General features: G+C 71.0%; 16 protein-coding genes and 1 pseudogene. 4 read left to right on the top strand and 13 right to left on the bottom strand.

Features of this window, described 5'->3' with window-relative positions:
• Positions 1-56: 56 nt before the first annotated feature.
• On the top strand, positions 57-812 hold the full coding sequence (locus ACH4LD_RS24105) for a DUF5994 family protein (RefSeq protein WP_398056589.1): 756 nt from the start codon (positions 57-59) through the stop codon (positions 810-812).
• On the opposite strand, the gene ACH4LD_RS24100 is transcribed toward ACH4LD_RS24105, so the two are convergent.
• The gene (locus ACH4LD_RS24100) at positions 748-1626 is read right to left on the bottom strand and encodes a helix-turn-helix transcriptional regulator (protein ID WP_398056590.1); all 879 of its coding nucleotides are present in this window, start codon (positions 1624-1626) and stop codon (positions 748-750) included. The genes ACH4LD_RS24105 and ACH4LD_RS24100 overlap by 65 nt on opposite strands.
• Positions 1627-1728: 102 nt before the next feature.
• On the opposite strand from ACH4LD_RS24100, the gene ACH4LD_RS24095 reads away from it, so the two are divergent.
• Positions 1729-2424 carry an SDR family NAD(P)-dependent oxidoreductase gene (locus tag ACH4LD_RS24095; protein ID WP_398056591.1) on the top strand — a complete coding sequence of 232 codons (696 nt, stop codon included), beginning with the start codon at positions 1729-1731 and terminating at the stop codon, positions 2422-2424.
• 187 nt (positions 2425-2611) lie between these two features.
• Here ACH4LD_RS24095 and ACH4LD_RS24090 read toward each other — a convergent pair whose 3' ends face one another.
• The 7 genes from ACH4LD_RS24090 to ACH4LD_RS24060 all read right to left on the bottom strand — a co-directional run bounded on the left by ACH4LD_RS24090 (position 2612) and on the right by ACH4LD_RS24060 (position 10041).
• Entirely contained in the window at positions 2612-3142 is a 531-nt protein-coding gene (locus tag ACH4LD_RS24090; protein ID WP_398056592.1) for a hypothetical protein, read from the bottom strand.
• A 96-nt stretch (positions 3143-3238) separates the two neighbouring features.
• Positions 3239-5224, bottom strand: coding sequence for a hypothetical protein (locus tag ACH4LD_RS24085; RefSeq protein WP_398056593.1), 1986 nt, complete (start codon positions 5222-5224; stop codon positions 3239-3241).
• Entirely contained in the window at positions 5221-6384 is a 1164-nt protein-coding gene (locus tag ACH4LD_RS24080) for a purine phosphorylase (RefSeq protein ID WP_398056594.1), read from the bottom strand. Before ACH4LD_RS24080 ends, ACH4LD_RS24085 begins: the two co-directional genes overlap by 4 nt.
• On the bottom strand, positions 6385-7128 hold the full coding sequence (locus tag ACH4LD_RS24075) for an NUDIX domain-containing protein (RefSeq protein WP_398056595.1): 744 nt from the start codon (positions 7126-7128) through the stop codon (positions 6385-6387). It lies immediately after the preceding gene.
• A gap of 168 nt (positions 7129-7296) precedes the next feature.
• Complete coding sequence (locus ACH4LD_RS24070; RefSeq protein ID WP_398056596.1) at positions 7297-7911, bottom strand: hypothetical protein; 615 nt, start codon at positions 7909-7911, stop codon at positions 7297-7299.
• A gap of 181 nt (positions 7912-8092) precedes the next feature.
• Entirely contained in the window at positions 8093-8647 is a 555-nt protein-coding gene (locus tag ACH4LD_RS24065) for a flavoprotein (RefSeq protein WP_398056597.1), read from the bottom strand.
• A 563-nt stretch (positions 8648-9210) separates the two neighbouring features.
• Entirely contained in the window at positions 9211-10041 is an 831-nt protein-coding gene (locus tag ACH4LD_RS24060; protein ID WP_398056598.1) for a M55 family metallopeptidase, read from the bottom strand.
• Positions 10042-10130: 89 nt separating this feature from the next.
• Between ACH4LD_RS24060 and ACH4LD_RS24055 the strand changes: the two genes are divergently transcribed.
• Both ACH4LD_RS24055 and ACH4LD_RS24050 read left to right on the top strand, forming a co-directional pair.
• The gene (locus ACH4LD_RS24055; RefSeq protein ID WP_398056599.1) at positions 10131-10403 is read left to right on the top strand and encodes a hypothetical protein; all 273 of its coding nucleotides are present in this window, start codon (positions 10131-10133) and stop codon (positions 10401-10403) included.
• Between the two features lie 116 nt (positions 10404-10519).
• Positions 10520-12334: a phosphatidylglycerol lysyltransferase domain-containing protein gene (locus tag ACH4LD_RS24050; protein ID WP_398056600.1), complete on the top strand. Its 1815-nt coding sequence runs from the start codon at positions 10520-10522 to the stop codon at positions 12332-12334.
• On the opposite strand, the gene ACH4LD_RS24045 is transcribed toward ACH4LD_RS24050, so the two are convergent.
• From ACH4LD_RS24045 to ACH4LD_RS24025, 5 genes and pseudogenes are all read right to left on the bottom strand, one after another.
• Positions 12329-13075: a hypothetical protein gene (locus ACH4LD_RS24045; RefSeq protein WP_398056601.1), complete on the bottom strand. Its 747-nt coding sequence runs from the start codon at positions 13073-13075 to the stop codon at positions 12329-12331. The genes ACH4LD_RS24050 and ACH4LD_RS24045 overlap by 6 nt on opposite strands.
• Before the next feature lie 136 nt (positions 13076-13211).
• Positions 13212-14648 (bottom strand): HAMP domain-containing sensor histidine kinase, encoded by a 1437-nt coding sequence (locus ACH4LD_RS24040; protein WP_132787164.1) that lies wholly within the window; start codon positions 14646-14648, stop codon positions 13212-13214.
• Positions 14649-15377 carry a response regulator transcription factor gene (locus ACH4LD_RS24035; RefSeq protein ID WP_398056602.1) on the bottom strand — a complete coding sequence of 243 codons (729 nt, stop codon included), beginning with the start codon at positions 15375-15377 and terminating at the stop codon, positions 14649-14651.
• Between the two features lie 351 nt (positions 15378-15728).
• Complete coding sequence (locus tag ACH4LD_RS24030; RefSeq protein ID WP_398056612.1) at positions 15729-16301, bottom strand: FMN reductase; 573 nt, start codon at positions 16299-16301, stop codon at positions 15729-15731.
• Positions 16302-16309: 8 nt separating this feature from the next.
• A pseudogene (locus ACH4LD_RS24025) lies at positions 16310-16828 on the bottom strand (5,10-methylene tetrahydromethanopterin reductase); the annotation flags it as partial.

Here is a 16828-nt window from a genome sequence, read left to right as displayed (position 1 = left end):
CAGGTACCGCACATCCGCGCGACCACCGCCCTCGCCGCCGGTGAACGCGGAGTAGTGTGGACAGTACCGAGGGCATCTCGCACACCGGCTTCCACGCCGGGTCGTCCCCGGCGAAGCATGAAACCCGGGCCGCCGCAGAGGTGGCCCGGAGACGGGTCCACATCATGTCGGCGACCTTGTACCCCACGCTGCCGGACCCCGAGCCCGTCGCAGCCCCGGCCACGCGTCTCGCGCTGAAGACCGACGGCGCCTCCCGCGGGCTTTTGGACGGAGCCTGGTGGCCACGGTCCCGGGACCTGCTCAGTGAACTGCCGGCGCTCACGGACGTGTTGGACCCCCTGTGGGGCCGCATCACCCGTATCGCCGTCAACCCGGAGCACTGGCCGGTCATCCCCCGCGAGATCCCCGTGAGCGGGCACATCGTCAAGGTCGGCTGGTTCACGTCGGAGATCGACCCGCACAAGCTGCTGCTGCTCTCCTACGGCGCCGGGCGCTGGGATCTCCTCGTCGTTCCGCCCGAGACCGGGGCGCAGTCGGCGGCTCGTCTGATGGCAGCCGGATCCGACCACGGCGGCCCGCTCCTGACCGCGAGCGCGCTGATCGCCGCGGAAGCGGCCCGGCACGCCGTCTCCCCCACCGACCAGGCACTGGACCCGGACGAGGCATGGGAGTACGAGGGCGGCGCCTCGGCGGTGTCCGCGGCCGTCACCGGACAGACCGGTCCGCCAGGGCCGGCCCCCGGTCACGTCACGGCCTGGAGAACAGGCCAGGCCCCGAAGGCGCGGAGCCGTCGGCGCGGACGCCGTTCGTGACCCGCAGGAACTCCAGCTTCTCCGCGTCGGCGGAACCCGCCGCCACCGTGTAGACGACGAGGCGGACGTCGCAGCCCGGGACGGTGAGCACGTCGCAGTCGCAGGTCACCTCGCCGACCTGGGGGTGCACGATGGTCTTGCGGGCCGAGACGTGCGGACCGACCGCACCCTCGTCCCACAGCCGGGTGAACTCCGCACTGGTGGAGCGCAGTTCCGCGACGAGGTCGGTCAGTCCACGGTCGTCGGGATAGTTGACGAGAGCCGTGCGCAGATCGGCCACGAGGGCGGGGCCGAGGGCGTCGCCGTCCTGGAGCACGGGCCAGGACGCGAGCCCCGAGGGCCCCGCGGCGAAGACCGCCCGCACCAGGTTCCGCTCGACGAGCGTCCGTGCGCTGGGGTCGCCCAGCAGCACCGCCCACGCGGGAGTCCAGGACAGCAGGGTCCAGTCGGCACTGAACACGCCCACGGGGAACTCCCCGAGGCGGGCCAGCATCCGTTGGACCCCCGCCGGCACATGCGTGGAGATCGTCCCCTCCTTGGGAGGGAGGAGGCCGGCCAGCCGGTAGGCGTGATCGCGCTCCGCGGGTTGCAGTTGCAGGGCCCTGGCCAGGCTCGCGACGACCTGCGCCGAAGGGCTCGTGGCGCGGCCCTGCTCCAGCCGCACCACATAGTCGACCGACAGCCCCGCGAGCTCGGCCAGCTCCTCGCGTCGCAACCCCACCGCACGGCGTCCGGGCCGCGAAGGCCGCCCGACGTCGAGGGGAGAAAGCCGGTCGCGCCAGCGGCGCAGTGCCGTGCCCAGGGTCTCGTCCACTCGGCCATTGTGTCCGCCGGACGGCCGATGTGCCTGGTACTGGCCGTCCTACCGTCGCAGGGGGCACTGGTTGTCCTCTCGTCACGGGCGGAGAGTGAACGCATGACGACGACATTCATCACAGGAGCCAACAAATCCCTCGGGTACGAGACCGCCCGCCGCCTGATCGAGGCCGGTCACACCGTCCTCGTCGGCGCTCGTGATCCACAGCGTGGCCGGGCGGCCGCCGACGCACTCGGTGCCCGTTTCGTCCAGATCGATGTGACGGACGACGCGTCGGTGACTGCGGCCGCCGCCGACGTCGAGGCTCGCGAGGGCGGCATCGACGTCCTGATCAACAACGCCGGCGTCCTCGGCACACACCACCCCGCCGACCAGATCACGGCCGCTGACGCCAGCGAGGTGTTCGAGGTCAACGTCGTGGGGATCGTCCGGGTGACGCACGCGTTCCTGCCTCTGCTGCGCAGGTCCGCGAACCCGGTCATCGTCAATGTGTCCAGCGGCATGGGGTCGTTCGCGGCCACCCATGACACCGGGCGCGTCGAGGGCCGGGCCATCGCGCCGCTCTACACGGCGTCGAAGGCCGCCGTGACCATGCTGACCACGCAGTACGCGAAGTCCTTGCCGGACGTGAAGGTGAACGCGGCCGACCCGGGCTACACCGCGACCGACTTCAACGGGCACAGTGGCCCGCAGACCGTGACCGAGGGCACCGACGCGATCGTCGAACTCGCCACCATCGGGCCGGACGGACCGACCGGAGCCTTCCGCGACCGCCACGGTGAGATGCCCTGGTGACCCACCTCTGAATCCGGGACGCGCCCGGCACGGACGAGGGTGCCGGAGTGGAGAACTCGTGCCGACGTCTTTCATCCGGCCGGGTATGGGCGCCCAGGGTCGCCTTGATTTGTCGCCGAGCATCTGCTTCGTCTCGGCGTCAGTGCCTCACCAGCCACGGTGCCGAAGGACTCACCCTTCGCCGTGACTACCGCTCCGCATAGCGGAGGAACTGCCAGCCCAGTACGGCAAGGGACAGTGTCTGTGCGAGGGAGACGGCCACAAGTGCAGGACGGACGGCGGGAGAGCACCAGAAACTGGTCACGCAGATCATGGGCAAGGCCACGTATGTGAGCAGATCCATGACGTTCTGCAGCCGCTTGCGCGTGGTGCGGCTCGCATCGTCGCGGTGGTAGGTCTCCCAGCCGAACACTGCGCCGTGAGCCCCGCTGAGCTCGGCCAGCCGCGGTCCCAGCTGGTCGCGGATGTAGCAGCCGACCGCTGAGATCTTCTCGTCATTGACCAGGTAGGTCCAGCCCAGGACCAGGCAGACCACAGGAACGGCGAGCAGGAGTTGTGCCTGCCCGCTCTGGACGGCGATCGCCAGTATTGCGGTAACCGCGGCGAGCGTGAAGTAGAGCAGGTTGTCCCGGAATCCTATCCGTGTCTTCTGCTCCTCCTTTATGCGGTCGTACTCGGCTAGCAGCAGTCTGCTCTCGGTGACATCCTCTGCGGCCACGGGCACTCCTCACCTCGGGTCCCGGCTGGGCTGATGAGTGGACGGGCAGGGTGATCGGGCGCTCCGGCCCCTGCCCGCACCGAAGGCTCGAAAAATTCAGTCGGCAGCACGGAAGGACGGCGCGTTGTCGGGGTTGTTTCGGTCGATCCAACCCTTTCCGTCCGCCGCGATTCCTTCCAGGAGGCGGAAGGTGTGAATGAAGCCAGCCGCACTCAGGTTGATTTCGGAGATTTCCTGGGCGTTCTCGTCCGGCGCGATTTGATGCGTGTCGGCGTCTGCGACACGGATATTCCTGGCCGGCCCGTTGGTGAGGACGAGCTCCAGGTCGTAGCCGACTTGACTGCGTTCCGTGACCTGCACGGAGGACAACGCGTCGAACCGATAGTTGCTTCGGTGTCTGTTTCCCCGTCTGGCGTCGGTGAAATCGAATTCCGCACTGATTTCGCGAACACCGCCTTGCGTGACGAGGAAAACACGGAAACTGTAGCGCGAGTACCGCCAGGGACCTCCCTTCGCACGCCCTCGCTTGCAGGGGTGTGCAGGTGTCACCAGGATGGTGTGCGTGATCAGGTCGCGCCAGGTGAGCTGGTAGTGGCGGAGTGCTTCGTCGACGAACAGCGTTTTGTCGCAGGTGAGCCAGGTCTCCATTTCCATCTCGCTGGGCCGCGTGGCGTCCAAAAACGACTTCCAGTTCTGGTACGCGGCTTGCCGCGCGGCCAGCCGCTCCTGGTACTCCTGGGTTTCCTCGGCCAGCCGGCGCTCCTCACCCCGGGCCTCCAGCCACGAGGACGCAGCCGCACGTCCGGACCAGACCACGCCCACCACGGCCAGGACGGCCAGCCCCATGTGCGACGCACCGGCACCCGAGGCCACCGTGCCCAGCAGGGCCAGAGTCGTGAAGCCGAGAACGATGAGGGCGACCACACACAGCGTCTTCGCCGACGCCGACGTCTGGTTCTGGTGGCGGCGATCGAACAGAGTGCCTTTGCTGTACCGGTCCCGGGCGTCCTCGGCGAGATGGCGAATCAGCCAGGTGACCCGGTCCACGCTGATTCGGCTCTCGCGGTAGAGAACCGCGATCTCGGCTACGAGGCTGTCGCGGATGTGGACAGTAAGACCGAGCCATTCGTGCGGGGCCAGTCCGTGTGGCACACGCACACTGAAGTAGTGGTCGAACGAATGGCGGACGCGGTTGGTGAATCCATCCCCGGGAGAGGCGGGATCGCGCGTGTGCGGTACCTGGAACATACGGTTCCTGGCCTTTAGTTGGTGTTCCTGGTACCACCAGCGGCTACCGAAGTGAGTCGCGGTCGCGCCCGCACCGAGTGCCACCAGTAACTCGATGGCTGCCGCGGCCGGATCCGCGACCAGGGACAAGACGCAGAGAAACGCGGTGACGACGACGAACAGGCCGACTCGGAACGGGATGGCCGCCTGGGCGGCGGCAGCGGTGCTCGGGCGGGGCGGCAGGGCCCGCGGCCCGATGGGGTCGGGTTCGAAATAGGCCCAGACCCGTTGGATCCGGCCGTTGCCGAAGCGAGCCGCCTCGGCCCGCTCGCGGTTCTCGGCCCACAGGCTGTCCTTCAGCCCTCCGGTGAGCACGAGGTCAAGGTGGTGGAGGATCTCGTCCCGTCGGCGAGGTGGCAGCGCTCGCAACCGCTCCACTACACGTCCTGCTTCGCCGTCCACCGTGCTGAGCGTCGCCAGCAGTTCGAAAGCGACGCGCAGAGCGTCTTTCCACTCTCCCTCGGCGTAGTCCCCTACGCGCCCGGAGGCTTCGTGCAGCCACCGGAGTTCTTCGGTGCTGAGGTCGTGGTAGGCGCGTCCACTGAGCATGGCGAGCACCCCGTGGAAACGGACCTCCGCGCTGTCGTGTCCGTGGGCGATCGCGTCACTGATCATGTCGCGAGCACGGCTGGGAATGCCGTCCTGAAGGAACCGCACACCGACCTCGTACTTCTCCTGAGGCGATGCATCAGGATGGACGAAGTAGACGTTGGAGTTGTGTACGGTTTCGGCCTGGATTCCGACGGTGGAGTCGTATGCGGCCGAATTCTGCGTGACATGGCTGCCGTCGATCATGTCAGGTCACCTGCCGCAACAACCAAGGGCGCCAGCATGGCCGCCAGCTCGGGGCAGTCCGCGATCAGACCGCGTAACCTCTTGAGCGCCATGGTGGCCCTCTTGGACCGCTCGGCGGTGTTCTCCCTTGCCGCCCGGCACGCGAAGCCCAGCTCGGCCAGTGCCTCTCGGTAGGTGTCCTCGTCGAGGACGCCCTCGGCATGGTGACGTTTCAGGTTTCCACGGAAGGCTTCCAGTTCCGCGACCAGGTCCGCCGGCCTGGTCACCTTCGTGTCCGCGTTCACGTAGACGCTGCTGCCCTTGACGGAGCCGGCCATGATGCCGACGGTGCTGTTGTGGGCGGTGTTGCTGACGTGTTCTTCGAGTCTGTCGGCTGTAGGCGCCGTGTCTGCCTGGGACATTGCGATCTGCTCCTGCTCCCCCACCAGTTCCACGGCGAGCCGTGTTGCGAATGCCGCTGCGTTCGCCGCGGCTCGTGGCTGCCAGTTGCGGTCGTTGGCGCTGCTCTTCGTGCCGTCCGCTCGGTCGCTGATTCCCCGGATGATGGCCACCGGTGCCCCGTTGAGATGACCGGCCTGCGCCACACCGGCGGCCTCCATCTCGATGGCGAGCGCGTCGTTGTAGTGCTGCCGGATCCACCGCGCCTCGGCCGAGATCTTCGAGTTCTGTACGACCTCGCCGGCGGCGATCGCACCGAAGCGCACCCGCGGCGCGCGCCCATGACCGCGCGTGTCGTCGGCCCAGTCGTTCGCGCGAGCCAGATGCGAGCCGAGTTGGCTGATACCGTGCGCCGTCTCCCATACCCTGGGACGGGCCTTGGTCCCGTCGTCCTCGCTGGTCGCGCCGTGGTAGGCGTACACGTGTGTCGCCATCACCACGTCACCCAGCCTGGCGGTGTCCCACAGCGCACCGGCGACGCCGACGAACAACACGGCCACCGGCGAGAACTCCTGAATCGCACGCTCGGCGATCACTGCGGCGGAATGGTTGCCTTTGTTCGTCAGCCCGAGCGCGATACGGCATGAAGTGCCCTGCACGGTTCCCACCTCGAACAGCGTCCCGCGCTTATGGCGGTGCACCTGCGGACCAGCCAGTTTCCGACGTACGGCCTGGTACTCGACATTGAGGGCGGTGAGAATCACCACCAGGTCTTTCGACATCTATTCCCCTTCTTCTCTCGTGTCCTCTTCCGTTGCGGGCGGCACAGGTCGCATCAATGGTGGGAACAACACCGTCTTCGGTCCGGGCCGGTACAGCCGAGCGGGCCGTCCTCCCGTACTCCTGCGTCCCGATCCGGCGGGAACGATGAATCCCTCAACGGCCTGGACTTTCCGATAAAAATTCCGCGTGTCGAGTTCGGTGCCCCAAACCGCCTCGTACACCTGCTGCAACTCGGCGATGGTGAAGAGTTCTCCGCAGAACGCTGTGGCCAGCGCTGTGGATTCGAGTTTGGTACGCGCGCGTTCGATTCCGTCCGTAACGATCCGGCGGTGGTCGAAGGCCAGTCGCGCCTCACCGGACAGGACGGATTCCGCGGGGACCCACGCGGCATCCGCCGCATCGGTTCCCGCCACCGGTTCGGGGAGTCCGGGTGCGATCGCCAAGTGGGCCACGGAAACGACTCGTCCGCGAGGGTCGCGGCCCACGTCCCCATAGATGCCCAGCTGTTCGAGATGCACCGCCCCCGCAGTCAGAGCGGTTTCCTCACTCAGCTCACGATGAGCGGCGTCCAGGATCCCCTCGCCGGCGTGATTGAGGAATCCGCCAGGCAGAGCCTGCATGCCCCGGAAAGGATCTTCGCCTCGCTCCACGAGCAGGACACACAACCTCCCCTCACGCAGCGTCAGGATCACGAGGTCGACCGTCAACAGCACAGGCGGTGGTGACCACATGTCATCTTGCATGCTGCTTAAGGTACTTGGGTTCCTGTCAGCCTGACAAGAACGGCGCTACGGAGCCTGCGGATGCCGTGTGGCGGGAGAGGTACCGAGCGGTCGACCCATCGCACGTTCCCCAGCCGGGCGTGGCCCTTGAGGCGGCGCGGAAGGGGCACGTGCGTAAGGCGGGAGTGGTCACATGTCCCGTCGCGGGCTGATCAGGAGCAGGGCGACGTCGTCGCTGCGCGACACGGTGTGCCGGGCGTGGGTGATGAGGGTGCCGGCCAGGGCGTCCATGGGCTGGTCCCCCGCGTGGGCGAGCTGGTCGGCGAAGGCCGTGATCGCCTCCTCGATGTCGATGCCGGGGCCGCAGGCGTCGGCGATCACCGCACGCTCCTGTGTGCCCAGCGTGGGAGGGTGCGCGCTGGACCAGTGCAGCACCAGGCCGCCCCACGTCCGTGCGCCGGTGCTGATCGGCGCGGCGACCAGGGCGAACGGATGCGGCAGGACCAGCGCCAGCTGCGGATAGCGGCGCGCCAGCTCCTCCTGGCTGCCGATCCACACCAGGACGCCCTGCCGTACGGCGTCGCTCACCGGGCTCGCGGCCTGCAGTGGAACGCGTGCCCAGGGCGAGGCGATCCGCCGGGAGATCCCGCTCAGCACCGCGAGCTGGAGCACCTGCCCGTCCGGGGACAGGACGTAGACCGCGCCGGCGTAGGCACCGGTCTTGCGTGCGCAGTGGTCCAGGACGGAGTCCACGGCGTCCGGTCCGGAGCCGGGGGAACGAGGTTCAGCGGCCGTGTCGGACACGCTTCACCCCCCTGTGCGGGGACACCGGCGGCGAGAGGGCGGCTCCGGCGGCGCGACTCCGCGCCGGCCGGACCAGGCGGCACTCATATACGGACCATACGTCCAGCGGGCGGTCACGGCAGCGCGCTGTCCCCAAGGTGGCGCGGCCTGTCCGGCCGGGCGGCGGGCGCCGAGGCCGGCGTCAGCGCACCGCGCTGACGACAGGGGCCAGCAGCTCCAGGGCCTCCTCCCAGCGGAAGCGGTCCGCCGCGCCGTCGGCCTTCGGCCGGTGGGGTACGGAGGAGCCGATCAGGACGCCCATCGAGCGCAGGCGGTCCAGGCTCTGCCGGTAGGCGGGGTGAGCGGCCTGGGCGGAGTTCAGGTAGGGCAGGGCGACGGTCGGGATGCCCATGCCGTACGCCTCGCACAGGATGCCGAGAGCCAGGGTGTCGGAGATGCCGGCGGCCCACTTGTTGATCGTGTTGAAGGTGGCCGGGGCGACGGCGATCGCGTCCGGGGGCGGCAGCGGGCGCGGGTCTCCCGGTGAGCGCCAGGCGGAGCGGATCGGGTAGCCGGTCCGGGCCTCGACCGCCTCCGCGTCGATGAAACCGAGGCCCTGGGGTGTGGCGACGACACCGACGTCCCAGTTCGCCTCCTGGGCGGCGGCGATGAGTCTGCCGACGCCAGGCGCGACGCCGCTCGCGCAGACGACGACGTACAGGAAGGGCTTCTTGTCCGGGGCGGTCGGCTCGGTCACGCGGGCACTCCCATTCGGCGGCTGATGCAGCGAAGCGTCGGCAGGCTACGTCGGCGGTGCCGGGAAGGGGAGCCGGGTGCGCGTTCACATCCGCGGGCGCTTGCCCACGCACGCCGGCGGCGAGCACGGGCCGGCGGTCGATCAGCCGCGGGCCGGGCCCAGCTCCCGCCGCGGCGACCGCACCGGGCACCACCCACGCCTCCCCCCACCGCGGCGACCGCACCCGGCCCGCTCGCGCCTCCCCCCACCGCGGCGACCGCACCCGGCACCGCCCGCGCCTCCACCCACCGCGGCGACCGCACCCGCGCCACCCGTGCCACCGGCGCCACCGAGCGCGGCGACCGCGCCAGTGCCAGCCGTGCCACCCGCGCCACGCGCGCCACCGCCACCGAGCGCGGCGACCGCACCCGTGCCAACCGTGCCACCGAGCGCGGCGACCGCACCCCTGCCGCCCCTGCCACCGGCGCCATCACCACCCCCGCCTCCAGCGCCACACCGGCCCACCCCCGCCACACCGGCCGGCCACGCAGCCGCGTGCCCGCCGAGCGGCCGGCCGACGGGCGTCAGCAGTACGGCGGCTGGTTGGTGAGCGAGGCCGCCACCCGCATCCATACCCCGAACTGCCGGTACAGCGCGGGCAGTTCGCCGGTCGCCCGGACCGTTCTGGGGTCTTCGGCGGTCACGCCGGGGATGCCGAGCAGGGTGGCGGCGACCGAGGCGGACTGCCAGCGGACGGTCAGGGTGGCCTCGGCGGTGGAGGGTGCGGGGCGGGGCGGGGCCTGGGACAGCGCCTGGGCGACCGCCTCCTCGATGGCTCCCCGTGCCTCCGCCCCCGGCCGCAGCTCGGCCGCGAACCGGTCACGTGCGTACTTCACCGGGACGGTGACGACCGAGGCGTCCCACTCCGCCATCTCCGCGCACGCCGTGTCGTCACCCGTGAGGGCCACCACGGGCACCCCGAGGGCCGCGGCCGTGGCGTGGGCCAGGCCGATCTCGCCGACCGGGCGGCCGTCCAGCCACATGTCCTCGATCTCGTGGCCCATGAAGCTGTGGCTGAGCACGCCCGGCGCACCGGCCCGGGAGTGGTAGCCGACGCACAGCGCGGCGTCGTACTCCCCGGTCAGCCCCTCCAGCATGCCCAGCTGCTTGGGCCTGCCGCGCACCAGGCGGACCGCCGGGTGCAGCGCCTCGGGGAGCAGGTTGCGCATCTGCCCGTGGGCGTCGTTGACCAGGATGTCGGCCGCGCCGGCCGTCAGCGCGCCCCGGACGGCGGCGTTCACGTCCTCGGCCATCATGGCGCGGCCCCGCTCGTAGTCCCGGCCGCCGGGCTGGACGTCGTCGGCGTCGACGAGTCCGGTGACGCCTTCCATGTCCACGCTGATGTAGATCCGCACGGCGTCGACCCTAACCGACCCTACGTATTGTAGGTTCCCAAGCGCCGACGGCCACCGGGCTGTTCACACGTCTGTTCAACGGGGGACCCATGCAGGACACCACGGAAGCGGAGCCCGGCACGGAGGTCTGCGCCCGCAGTCTCGCGCCGACGCTGACCGTGCTGATCGTCAGCCTGGTGATCGCCGCCGTCGGCGTGTACGAGCTGTGCGGCTTCGGCCTGCACAGCCTGGACCGGCGCCCGCACCTGTTCAGCGACGGCCTCGCGACCGGCGGGGTGATCGTCGCCGCGGTGGCCGCCGGGGCGGCGGTGGGCAACCTGGCCTGGCTGCTGACGGCGGCCCGGCGCGGAGGCCGCGACTGAGCGCCGCCGCGCGAAGGGAGGCTGTGCGCCGCTGTGCGGATTCCGGCCCGCCCGTTACCCTACAAGCTGTAGGGTCTGCGGTGCCCCGTCCCCGTCCCCAAGGGTGACCAGTCACCATGCCCGCACCACAGACGACGTCCGAACAGCGGACGACCACCGCACGACAGCCGTCCCCCGTCCCGCCGCGGATCCCCGCTCCCCGCCGCGCCGTCCGCGTCCTCTCCCCCCGCCTGCTCCGCATCGGCGGTGACCACCGGCTGCGCACCCGCGCCGCCACGGCCACCGTCTGGTACCTGCGCCTGCTGGCCGTGCTGAACCTCGCGGCGGTCGTGTCCCTCCCCTTCCGCGAAGAGGTGCACGAACACAACGCGGGCGAGTACTTCACCCCGTACCTGGCCACCGCCGGCCTGGTCTCGGCGGCCCTCGCCCTGTTCCTCGCGGTGGTGATGCGCCGGCGCAAACGAGCCGCCTGGCTCTTCAACCTCCTCCTCGCCGGCCCCCTCTTCGGCCTCTACGCCGTCGCCCTCACCCGAGCCCCCTACCGCGAGCACGCCTTCAACTGGGTCTCCACCGCCCTCACCGGCCTGTTCGTCGCCGCCCTGCTGCTCGGGCGCCGCGAGTTCGACGCCATCGGCGACCGCTCCAACCCGCGCCTCGCCCTCGCCACCGGCATCGGCGGCACCCTCGTCGGCGGCGGCCTCGGCACGCTCCTGGTCCACGCGACGAACCAGGTCACCGGCGCCGGCCTCAAGGACGAGATCGCCTACACCCTGCTGCGCGGCATCAGCGTCGGCCCGCTCGCCGACCACGTCACCGCCGTGCAGGCCCCCCGCTGGGTGGACGTCCTCGTCAACATCCTGATGGCCGTGGCGTTCCTCGCGGTCCTCTACGCCTGCTTCCGCGCCCCGCGCGGCGCCTGCCTGCTCGCGGCGGAGGACGAACACAGGCTGCGCGACCTGCTGGAGCGTCACGGCGAGCGCGACTCCCTCGGCTACTTCGCCCTGCGCCGCGACAAGGCCGTCATCTTCTCCCCCAGCGGCAAGGCGGCCATCGCCTACCGTGTCGTCGGCGGGGTCAGCCTCGCCTCCGGGGACCCGCTCGGCGACCCCGAGGCCTGGCCCGGCGCCATCGACGCCTGGCTCGCCGAAGCCCGCCGGCACGCCTGGACCCCGGCCGTGATGGGTGCGAGCGAGGAGGCGGGCACCGTCTACGCCCGGCACGGCCTGGACGCGCTGGAACTCGGCGACGAGGCGATCGTGGACCTCGCCGACTTCACCCTCGAAGGCCGGGCCATGCGCGTGGTCCGCCAGGCCCGCAACCGGGTCCGCCGGGCCGGATACACGGTCCGCGTCCGCCGCCACGAGGACATCCCGGCCGAGGAGATGGCCGTCCTCGTGGACCGCGCCGACCACTGGCGCGACGGGGCCACCGAACGCGGCTTCTCCATGGCCCTCGGCCGCCTCGGCGACCCCGCCGACGGACGCTGCGTGATGCTGGAGTGCCGGGACGCGGACGGCGAACCCCGCGCCCTGCTCAGCTTCGTCCCCTGGGGCGAACGCGGCCTCTCCCTGGACCTGATGCGCCGCGACCGCGCGTGCGAGAACGGCCTGATGGAGTACATGGTCGTCGAACTGCTCCTCCAGGCGAAGGGGCTGGGGATCGACCGCGTCTCCCTCAACTTCGCGATGTTCCGCTCGGTCTTCGAACGCGGCGCCCGCCTCGGGGCCGGCCCGGTGCTGCGCCTGTGGCGCTCCACCCTCACCTTCTTCTCCCGCTGGTGGCAGATCGAGTCCCTCTACCGGGCCAACGCCAAGTACCGACCGGTGTGGGAACCCCGCTTCCTGCTCTTCGCCAAGAGCAGCGACATCCCGAGGATCGGCCTGGCGAGCGCCCGCGCCGAGGGCTTCCTCACCCTGCCGGGCCGCTCATAGCCTCCCGGGCCACATGGCGGGCGGCCGCACCGAGTCGACGGCGTCACCGGGGGAGTAGGAGTCCGTGCCGTCGTCCGTCCACCCGGGGTCGTAGACGCAGGGCGCGGTGGTGCCGCCGACGAAGTACTGCCGGTCCGGGTCCCAGGTGAAGGACATCCGCTCGTCCTCGTGGTCCCGCCGCACGAACAGCGACCAGTCCTTGTCCTTCCCGCCCTCGCGGTACGACGAGACCTTCCAGCCGTCGTCCTTGAGCCGCTGGTGCAGCCGGCGCAAGCCGGGGACGGCCTGGCCGGCGGGCACGTGGTCCACCGCCCAGGAGTGGGACATCCGGTAGGCGCCGTCGACGGTCTTGTCCTCCAGGCCCAGCAGCCCTCCGTCGTAGCAGTAGCCGGCGTCCACCGTGTTCTCCGTGCTGACGCCGATGCGCTCGACCCCCGGCGGCACCGTCCGCGTGAACCCGAGGACGTCGTACGCCTCCTGGGAGTGCCCGAAGACCCGGTCCGCCATCTTCTCGGGCGCGACCCGGGGAAGGTCCGTCCCGTCCTCCGCGTTCCAGGTGAGCTGGATGAACAGAGCCACCACCGCGACGAACAGCAGCCCCGCGCAGCCGAGACAGCCGAGGCCGAGGGAACGGGCTGCGGACCCGGCGGGTGCGGGACCCCCGGACGCGGTCCCGGCGTCGGGCGTGGCGGTCGGTGCGGTGGGTGCGGTGGGTGCGGTGGGTGCGGTCTCCTCGGGCATACGGCGACGCTACGGCGGCGGGCCCGGCGGGCGGATGGGCGCACCTACCCGCCCCGGGATAGGTACCCGTACTCACCGGGACACGGCCACGCCCAGGCCCGCCCGCGCCCGTCAGGTACCGCGCCGCCCACGCCCGTCAGGTACCGCTGCCGCCGCCCGGGACGATCCCGCCGCCCACCGTGAAGCCGATGACCGCTCCGCCGCCCTCCCGGCGGAAGGCGAACGGTGCTCCGCCGTGGGACATGGCGACCTCGCGGACGATGGACAGGCCGAGGCCGGAGCCGGGCAGGGAGCGGGCGTCGGCGGCACGGTAGAAGCGGTCGAAGATCCGGACGAGGTCGCCCTCGGCGATCCCCGGTCCCCGGTCCCGCACCTCCACCCGGACCGTCCCCGGCCGCGCCGGCCCCGTGATGCCGATCTCGATCGGCGCCTTGCCGTCCCGGTCGAACTTGGCCGCGTTCTCGACCAGGTTGGAGATGGCCCGCTGGAGCATCCCGGGCCGCCCGTCGGTCGTCGTGTCACCGCTCGCGTGCAGCACGATCTCCCGCCCCGTGCGGCGCCGGGCCAGCCCCATGACGTCCTCGGCGAGGTCGGCGAGGTCCACCCGCTGGGGCGGCTCGCTGTCGGACTGCCCGGCGGCGAGGTCGACCAGCTCGTTGACCAGGTCGGTCAGCTCCCGGGCCTCCTGGGAGAGATCGGCGACCAGGTCCTCCCGGGTGGCGGGCGGGAGTTCGTCGATCCGCCGCAGCAGCGAGATGTTCGTACGCAGCGAGGTCAGGGGCGTGCGGAGTTCATGGCCGGCGTCCTGCACCAGCCTGCGCTGGTCCTCCTCCGACTGCGCGAGCCGCCCCAGCATCCGGTCGAAGGCGCGGCCGAGGCGCCCCACCTCGTCCAGCCCGGCCACCGGCACCTGGATGCCCAGCTGCCGGGTGCGGGCGACGTCCTCGGCGGCCGACGTCAGGATCACCAGGCGCCGGGTGATCCGCCGGGCCAGCCACCAGCCGAACAGGCCGGCCGCCACCACGACCGCCGCCATCAGGATCAGCGTCCGCTGCTGGAGCGCCCTCAGCAGATCCTCGGTGTCACTGAACTCCTGCGCGACCTGGACGGCCCCCCGCCCGTCGCCGAGCGACACGGTGGCGATGCGGAACAGGTCCTCGTCCACCCGTACGTCCTTGTGCTCGACCACCTTCCCGGCCGTCCGCGCGAGGGCCATGGACCGGTCCCGGGAGGTGACCGGCAGCACCGGGCTGCCGTGGTCCATGATCTGCCCCTGCGCGCCCAGCACCTGGACGTCGGTGCGGGCGGGACGGACCAGATCGTGCCCCGGACGGGAGGAGGAGAAGTCCTCCGGACCCATCGTGTGCTGCCGTACCTCGTCCTGGACGTCCTGCACGACCTGCGTGAACACCGACTGCTGGTCCACCCGGACGAGCCGCGCGGCGGAGTTGTACGACATGATGCCGACGAGGATCGTGACCGCGGCGGTGACGGCCGCGAAGGAGACCGCGAAGGTGGTGCGCAGGGAGACCAGCTTCGGCCGGGGCCGGTCCGGCAGCCACCGGCGGCCCACCTAGTCCTCCCGCAGCACGTAACCCACGCCCCGCACGGTGTGGATCAGCTGCGGGGCACCGGGCTCGTCCAGCTTGCGGCGCAGATAGCCGACGTAGACGGCGAGGTTCTTGGAGCCGGGGCCGAAGTCGTAGCCCCAGATGCGGTCGTAGATCGTGGAGTGGTCCAGCACGATGCCGGCGTTGCGCACCAGCAGTTCCAGCAGCTCGAACTCGGTACGGGTCAGTTCCAGCTCGCGCCCGCCGCGCCAGGCCCGGCGGGCCTGGAGGTCCATGCGGAGCCCGGCGGCCTCCACCTGCCGGTCGGAGGAGACCGGTGCCTCCCGGACCGGGCCCTCCGGACCGCCGCCGGGGACGGGCACCGGGCTGGTACGGCGCAGCAGCGCGCGCAGCCGGGCGAAGACCTCCTCGACGTCGAACGGCTTGACCACGTAGTCGTCGGCGCCGGCGTCCAGACCCGCGATGCGGTCGGCGGTCTCCACGAGGGCGGTGAGCATCAGGATGGGCGTGCGGTTCCCCTCGGCGCGCAGCACCCGGCACACCTGGAGCCCGTCGATCCCCGGCATCATCACGTCGAGGACCAGCACGTCCGGCGGGTTGCGGTGCGCCTGCGCCAGCGCTTCCACGCCGTCGGCGACCGCCGTCACGTGGTACCCCTCCAGCGTCAGGGCACGCTCCAGGGCATGACGGATGGCACGGTCGTCTTCAGCGAGCAGCACAGTCTGGGGCACATCCCCAGTCTGCCAAGGCCTCCGGCGGTTCGACCGGGCCCGCTGGACCTGCGATCACCCTTTTTACCCGCCTCTCACCGTCACAGAGGCAACCGCCAGAACCCCCGGAACCCTGGACCGACCGGCTCGCCACCACCCCTACCACCGCACCTCCCGGCGAACCGAGCCGGCACCTGAGGGAGACGGCGACATCTCAGCCAACCGTCCCGACATGCACCCCGACCGGCAACCTCTCGACAGGTCGAGCCGACACCACCACGACCGGCGACCACTCAGCCGACCGAGCCGGCACCCACCCGGGACGGCGACCTCTCAGTCGGCCGAGCCGGGTGGGTGGATGGGTGGGCGAGGTCAGCGCTGGAGTGCCGCGAGTTGTTCGGCGAAGGGCACAACGGTCTCCTCCCCCCGCCGCGGAGCCAACGGCATCAGCGCGGCCAACTCCGCCGCGGCCCGGTCGGTCCGTTCGGCGAGTCCTTCGGCGCCCCAGTCCTCGGAGGCGGCGTAGACCCCGGTGGGGACGACGACGGCCCGCAGGTAGGCGAACAGCGGCCGCAGCGCGTGTTCCAGCACCAGCGAGTGCCGCCCGGTCCCGCCGGTGGCGCCGATCAGCACCGGCTTGCCCACCAGCGCGTCCTTGTCCAGCACGTCGAAGAAGGACTTGAACAGCCCGCTGTAGGAGGCGCTGAACACCGGCGTGACCACGATCAGCCCGTCCGCCCGCGTCACCGCGTCCTGCGCGGCGGCCAGCGCCTTCCCTGCGAACCCGTTGGTGAAGTTGTGCGCGATCTCCACGGCGAGGTCACGCAGCTCGACCACCTCGACGTCCACCGGCGTCGCACGGTTCACCGCGGCGGCGAGCCGGTCGGCCAGCAGCCGCGTGGAGGAGGGGACACTCAGCCCCGCCGACACCACGACCACCTTCATACGCCCGGTCATACGCTGCTCTCCTCCTTCTTCTCCTGCGCGTTCTGCGTGCCCTGCGCGTCCTGGGCGTCCTGCGCGTCCTGGGTGTTCTTCGCGGCGAGCAGCGACCGGTGCGTCGGCGCCTCGGGGACGTCGGCGCCGCGTCCCTTGGCGAACTCCTCGCGCAGCACCGGCACGACCTCCTCGCCGAGCATGTCGAGCTGTTCCAGCACGGTCTTCAGCGGCAGACCGGCGTGGTCCATCAGGAACAGCTGGCGCTGGTAGTCACCGGCGTACTCGCGGAACGACAGCGTCTTCTCGATCACCTGCTGCGGCGAGCCCACGGTCAGCGGGGTCTGCTCGCTGAAGTCCTCCAGCGACGGCCCGTGCCCGTAGACGGGGGCGTTGTCGAAGTACGGCCGGAACTCCCGCACCGCGTCCTGCGAATTGCGGCGCATGAACACCTGTCCGCCCAGCCCGACGATCGCCTGCTCGGGCGTGCCGTGCCCGTAGTGGGCGTACCGGCTGCGGTAGAACTCCACCATCCG

The sequence above is a fragment of the Streptomyces sp. NPDC017676 genome, from assembly GCF_044329325.1.
Lineage (GTDB): Bacteria > Actinomycetota > Actinomycetes > Streptomycetales > Streptomycetaceae > Streptomyces.
This window is presented reverse-complemented; position numbering and strand designations above follow the sequence as displayed.

Excerpts from the sequence above, each read along its gene's own strand:
- ACH4LD_RS24095 (WP_398056591.1), top strand. The coding sequence starts at position 1,729 with ATGACGACGACATTCATCACAGGAGCCAACAAATCCCTCGGGTACGAG.
- ACH4LD_RS24080 (WP_398056594.1), bottom strand. The coding sequence starts at position 6,384 with ATGTCGAAAGACCTGGTGGTGATTCTCACCGCCCTCAATGTCGAGTAC.
- ACH4LD_RS24030 (WP_398056612.1), bottom strand. The coding sequence starts at position 16,301 with ATGAAGGTGGTCGTGGTGTCGGCGGGGCTGAGTGTCCCCTCCTCCACG.
- ACH4LD_RS24050 (WP_398056600.1), top strand. The coding sequence starts at position 10,520 with ATGCCCGCACCACAGACGACGTCCGAACAGCGGACGACCACCGCACGA.
- ACH4LD_RS24045 (WP_398056601.1), bottom strand. The coding sequence starts at position 13,075 with ATGCCCGAGGAGACCGCACCCACCGCACCCACCGCACCCACCGCACCG.
- ACH4LD_RS24055 (WP_398056599.1), top strand. The coding sequence starts at position 10,131 with ATGCAGGACACCACGGAAGCGGAGCCCGGCACGGAGGTCTGCGCCCGC.
- ACH4LD_RS24075 (WP_398056595.1), bottom strand. The coding sequence starts at position 7,128 with ATGCAAGATGACATGTGGTCACCACCGCCTGTGCTGTTGACGGTCGAC.
- ACH4LD_RS24085 (WP_398056593.1), bottom strand. The coding sequence starts at position 5,224 with ATGATCGACGGCAGCCATGTCACGCAGAATTCGGCCGCATACGACTCC.